Below are 5,411 nucleotides of genomic sequence, written 5' to 3'. Positions count from 1 at the left end.
TAGTACAAAAACAAAAGGGCCAAATTTAATTTGGCCCTTTTTAGTTAACGCTATTATGTTATTTAAATAATGCGTCAATAGTACCTTGTGCAAGTGGGTGGTAACCCGGGCGTGCTTTTAAGTACACGCTTTGTGCCCACTCTTTTTTACCGTTAGTGATGAGTGATTTATATAACGGAACAATTAATTTACGACGACCAATACCTGATAAGTGCTTATCAAGCGCAGGGTAAATTGGCTGATAACCATTACCTACCGCAAGCATAAACCAGGCAAAAGCTCGTTCAGCGTTAGTTGATTGCGTTAAGTTAAATTGATTATCTAGCTCACTCATTTTATCTAAGCTTAAATCACGTGGTAGATTATTTAAAAAATGTAGCCATTCATGCACTGTCCACTGCGCTGTTGGTAGTTCAGCTGCAGTTGTGTCGCCTTTTAGCCATGCTGCTGTTACAGAATCTACCTTATCAAACGCATCAGAAGTAGGGTTTGGTGCATCGCTTGGTAAACCTGGCTCAAAAATCCACTCATTTACCTTATCCATGCTTACAACGCCTGGGTATTTTTCAATTAAGTTAGCTTTTAAGTACGTAACAAATTGCGCAGTGGTCAGCGATTTGAACGAAAACTCTTTAAAGTACGCTTTTACAAACGGGTCAAACTTATCACGGCCGTATTTTTCTTCTAGGTAAATTAAAAATAACTGGCCTTTAGTGTAAGGCACTGAGCTAAACGCATCATCCGGATCGCGGCCATTAAGTTTTAAGTTAAGGCGGGTATCTGGCGCATCAATCGTTTTAAGCTGAGCACGAAGACCTGCAGAATCTAATGCTTGTTCCATAACAGCGCGGTCACGGCCAAACACTTCTTCCATAATGCGGTTTTCAACGTACGAGGTAAAACCTTCGTTTAACCATAAATCTTCCCACGTTGCGTTAGTGACTAAGTTACCAGACCACGAATGAGCAAGCTCATGCGCAATTAGATTAACTAAGCTTTTATCGCCGGCCACTACAGTAGGGGTAATGAACGATAGGCGTGGATTTTCCATGCCACCAAATGGGAAGCTAGGCGGTAGCATGAGTAAATCGTAACGACCCCATGCGTACTCACCATACATTTCGTTGGTTTTGTCGATCATGGCTTGTGTGTCGTTAAACTCAGCAACCGATGCATCTAAAATTTCAGGTTCAGCAAAAATACCTGTTTGGCGCGACATGGCTTTAAATTCTAAGTTACCCGCACCAATGGCAATAAGGTAAGGAGAAATCGCTTGAGGCATGTCAAAAATGTAGTCGCCATCTTTATAAAGTGCATCTTTGTTGTCAGCGCTCATAACCGCACGTATATCTTTTGGTGTATGAATACGCGCAGAATATGTTACACGCATTGCAGGGGTATCTTGCACTGGGATCCAGCTACGAGCGTGAATAGCTTGCGATTGGCTATACATAAAAGGATGTGTTTTGCTGGCTGTTTGCTCTGGTGTTAGCCATTGTAAACCTGATGCTTCTGGGCGGCTGTTGTAGTAAATACGGGCTTTGGCAGCTTGATCTTTAAATTTAATTGTTAATTTAGAACCTTTTACGTCGTCACGCTTAGCAAGTGTATAGTCTGCTTTGTGCCAGCTGCCGTCGTCGTCTTGATACATTACTTTATCAATGTCTAAGTCGCGAGTATCAAGTACCAATGTTTTACTTTTTGAATTATTCCACTTTAGTGTGTGCTCAACAAAACCTTCTAACTGCTTGTCGGCAAAGTCGACATCTAAATCAAGGTTTAAGTGAGTAGTCACAACGTCATCAAGGTTAGCATACGAGTTTTGGTCAATCGCATTAGCCATTGCTTGCGAACACATACCTGCCATAGCGAGGCTTAAAAAAAGAGGTTTAATTTTCATAATTACCCTGAACACAAATAAAAAAGTGCTGGTTTTATATCACGATTGCCGCAGTGGGTTGAGTGATTTTTACAATCTAGTGCCACATTTGCGACGATGAGGTAAACTATTGCGATTAGTTACCGGTAACTTTAGAGAGCTTTGTGGCGTATTCATTACACTCCTTACATACATTTGCATTAAACAGCCAATGCCAAAATTTTGTTGAAATTACTCAGCTTGAGCAACTTAAAGCGCAAAGCTTTAGCCCCCCATTTTGTTTATTAGGTGAGGGCAGTAATACCGTTTTTTTAAATGATTACACAGGTACAGTAATAAAAATGGCGACCAAAGGCATTAAAGTTACTGAACGAGAAGATGACTTTTTAATTAGTGTTGCCGCAGGCGAAAATTGGCACGCATTAGTAAGTTACTTGCTTGATAAAAACATTCCAGGGCTTGAAAACTTAGCACTTATACCAGGCACCGTGGGGGCATCACCTGTACAAAATATTGGTGCTTACGGTGTTGAAATTGCAAAATTTGTAGAGTCAGTAGAGTACTTCGATATAACCACTAAGGCCGTGCACGCACTTAATAATGAACAGTGTGAATTTGCCTACAGAGACTCCATATTTAAGCATTCACTTAAAAATAAAGCGGTGATCACTCGCGTTTATTTTGCACTGCCTAAAAAATGGCAACCTGTATTAAGTTACGGGCCTTTACAACAGCTTAGCAGTGTTACGCCAACAGCTGTGTTTGAACAAGTTATACAAACCCGTAATAGTAAATTACCTAACCCGTATACATTGGCTAATGCTGGGAGTTTTTTTAAAAATCCTATTATTACTAATCAGCATTTAGGTGAGCTATTAACGCAATTTACGGATTTACCCCATTATGAATACGGGCAAAGCCACCATAAAGTAGCGGCAGGCTGGCTAATTGATCAAGTAGGTTTAAAAGGGTACAGAGTTGCAGGTATTGAGGTGCATAAGCAGCAGGCCTTGGTATTAGTTAATCATGGAAATAGTGAAGGAAGCGACCTCATAACAATGATTAAACATATTCAGCAAGCGGTGCATGCCCGTTATAACATTATGCTAGAGCATGAAGTGCGTTTAATCGATACACACAGCGAATGCCATATTAAAATGGAGCCCATACAATGAAAGCGCCAGATGGAAACAAGCTCGCTATTTTAAATGCACTCAACCTAGGTGGTTTTGTATCTGGGCAAGCGTTAGGTGAAGAGCTTGGAATTAGTCGAGCTGCGGTTAGTAAACATATTAAAACGTTACAAGAAATGGGTTTGGACATTTTTAAAGTAACCGGCAAAGGCTATTGCTTGAATAGCCAAGTGGGCCTTTTAAATAAAACACAAATTGATCTGCATTACAAAGCGTTAGGTGCGAGCACGGCCAATGTTGAAGTGCACCCTATTATCGATTCGACCAATAGCGAGCTTATGCGCCGCATACAAAGTAAAGCGGAGCTTGAATCGGGTAAGGTCATTGTGGCTGAAATGCAGCAAGCAGGGCGTGGCCGACGTGGCCGTGTTTGGCAATCGCCATTCGGTGCTAATTTGTATTACAGTTATTTTTGGCGTTTAGATGATGGGCTACAAGCTGCTATGGGTGTATCAATCGCAGTAGGTCTTGCTGTTTATGATGCAATTAAAGCGTTATACCAAATTGACGTAGAGCTTAAATGGCCAAACGATATATATATAAATAAACAAAAGCTTGCAGGCGTATTAGTTGAGCTAGACGGGCAGCCACAAGGGCCTTGCCAGTTAGTTATTGGTATAGGTATAAACCTACAAATGCCTGAAAGCTTTAGCCAACATATAGATCAGGCATGGACAGATTTAAATCAACACACCCAACAGCTTGATAAAAATATGCTGGTGGCTTCACTAACGTATTATTTAGAAAAGCGTTTATTGCAGTACAGTCAAAGTGGTTTACAAGCAATGTACGAACAATGGAATGCGTTAAATGCGTTTGCAGGCGAGCAGGTAGAGCTCAACACAGGCCATAGAAGTTGGCGCGGTATCTGTGAAGGCATAGACCCACAAGGAGGCATTCGTATTCGCCAAGACGGCGAGGTAAAAAGTTACTACGGCGGAGAAGTTTCGCTAAGAAAGGCACAACCATGAGATTACTCATCGACGTAGGCAATACGTCATTAAAAGCGGTGCTTTGGCAAAACCAGCAAGCACAGCCTGCAAATATAAACAATTTACCTTGGCAGCAGATAACTGAAGTTGTGTATGCCTGCGTAGGCAAAAGCGAATTAATGGCAGAGGTATTGGCGCAGGCAAGCACACATGGGGTTCCTAATTTTGAAGCCAACGTAACAAAACAATTAGGCAAGCTTAGCTGTGCATACGATCACGTTGGCAATTTAGGTATAGATAGATGGCTTGCACTTATAGCAGGCTTTACACTTTACCCAGATACGCCGTGCATTATTGTTGATGCAGGTACCGCCACCACTATTGATGTGCTTGCTGATAATGGTGTTCACTTAGGCGGGTGGATTTTACCGGGCCTTGATTTGATGACCACCTCTTTAACGCAAAATACTCAACGCGTATTTGATGATGGCACTACACCATTTGAAGATAAGCTAGGGAAAAACACTCCTAACGGATTAAAAAATGGTGCTTTAGCAGCAACAGTTGGAGCAATTGAGCAAGCAAAGCGTCACTTAGCGCAGCATAATTGTAGTCAATTGCCTAAAATAATCTTTGCTGGTGGTTATGGCGCGTTATTACAGCAACAATTTACGGGTAGTATTTTTGATTCACTACTTGTAATGAAAGGCTTAAATTATTGGCACGACCTGAGTAAACATGGCCAAAAAGTATAAAAAACCACTGTTTTGCATGAATTGTGAGCATTTGAGGTAAAAAATTACATTTTTTTTAATTTTATTGTTGCATCCCAATAAACCTTACTCTAATATCTCGCCCCGTACTAAAGCAGTGCCGACTTAGCTCAGCTGGTAGAGCAACTGACTTGTAATCAGTAGGTCAACCGTTCGACTCGGTTAGTCGGCACCACTTTCCTTTTACCGGAAGTGAATTAGTAGAGAATTATCGTGGAGGGGTTCCCGAGCGGCCAAAGGGATCAGACTGTAAATCTGACGGCTCAGCCTTCGCTGGTTCGAATCCAGCTCCCTCCACCACTTTATTCTTGACGGTTAGAGGTAGTTTAAGAACAGATTTTTATGCGGGCATCGTATAATGGCTATTACCTCAGCCTTCCAAGCTGATGATGCGGGTTCGATTCCCGCTGCCCGCTCCAGTTCTTGTGTTGCTGATATAGCTCAGTTGGTAGAGCGCACCCTTGGTAAGGGTGAGGTCGGCAGTTCGACTCTGCCTATCAGCACCAGTCCTAAGAATCTCCTTGATTACTTCCTTTATCTGTCAGAAAATACTATTTGAAAAAATTTACTTAATCTACCTTTGGTGGATTATTTTCATATGTAATTTAGATACACAAAACTGATAGGTTCCGTC

At 41.6% G+C, this 5,411-nt stretch carries 4 protein-coding genes and 4 tRNA genes; 7 read left to right on the top strand and 1 reads right to left on the bottom strand.

Annotated elements, in window-relative coordinates:
- Window positions 1-58 precede the first annotated feature (58 nt).
- Complete coding sequence (locus J8L73_RS19065) at window positions 59-1,900, bottom strand: M1 family metallopeptidase (RefSeq protein WP_211019439.1); 1,842 nt, start codon at window positions 1,898-1,900, stop codon at window positions 59-61.
- A 143-nt stretch (window positions 1,901-2,043) separates the two neighbouring features.
- Here J8L73_RS19065 and murB point away from each other — a divergent pair, with 143 nt between their 5' ends.
- From murB to J8L73_RS19030, 7 genes are all read left to right on the top strand, one after another.
- Window positions 2,044-3,054 carry a UDP-N-acetylmuramate dehydrogenase gene (gene murB, locus J8L73_RS19060; RefSeq protein WP_211019438.1) on the top strand — a complete coding sequence of 337 codons (1,011 nt, stop codon included), beginning with the start codon at window positions 2,044-2,046 and terminating at the stop codon, window positions 3,052-3,054.
- A complete protein-coding gene (birA, locus tag J8L73_RS19055; protein ID WP_211019430.1) occupies window positions 3,051-4,043 on the top strand; it encodes a bifunctional biotin--[acetyl-CoA-carboxylase] ligase/biotin operon repressor BirA in 993 nt (330 codons plus the stop codon). The genes murB and birA overlap by 4 nt, the downstream gene beginning before the upstream one ends.
- Entirely contained in the window at window positions 4,040-4,759 is a 720-nt protein-coding gene (locus tag J8L73_RS19050; RefSeq protein WP_211019428.1) for a type III pantothenate kinase, read from the top strand. Before birA ends, J8L73_RS19050 begins: the two co-directional genes overlap by 4 nt.
- Window positions 4,760-4,876: 117 nt before the next feature.
- Window positions 4,877-4,952, top strand: a tRNA-Thr gene (locus J8L73_RS19045).
- A 40-nt stretch (window positions 4,953-4,992) separates the two neighbouring features.
- Window positions 4,993-5,077: transfer RNA gene (locus J8L73_RS19040), tRNA-Tyr, on the top strand.
- A gap of 44 nt (window positions 5,078-5,121) precedes the next feature.
- Window positions 5,122-5,196 (top strand) — tRNA-Gly (locus J8L73_RS19035).
- An 11-nt stretch (window positions 5,197-5,207) separates the two neighbouring features.
- A tRNA-Thr gene (locus J8L73_RS19030) sits at window positions 5,208-5,283 on the top strand.
- Window positions 5,284-5,411: the final 128 nt, after the last annotated feature.

The organism is Pseudoalteromonas sp. MMG006 (assembly GCF_018101025.1).
Classification (GTDB): domain Bacteria; phylum Pseudomonadota; class Gammaproteobacteria; order Enterobacterales; family Alteromonadaceae; genus Pseudoalteromonas.
The sequence above is the reverse complement of the archived record's forward strand: the minus strand, read 5'-3'. Positions and strand labels throughout refer to the sequence as shown.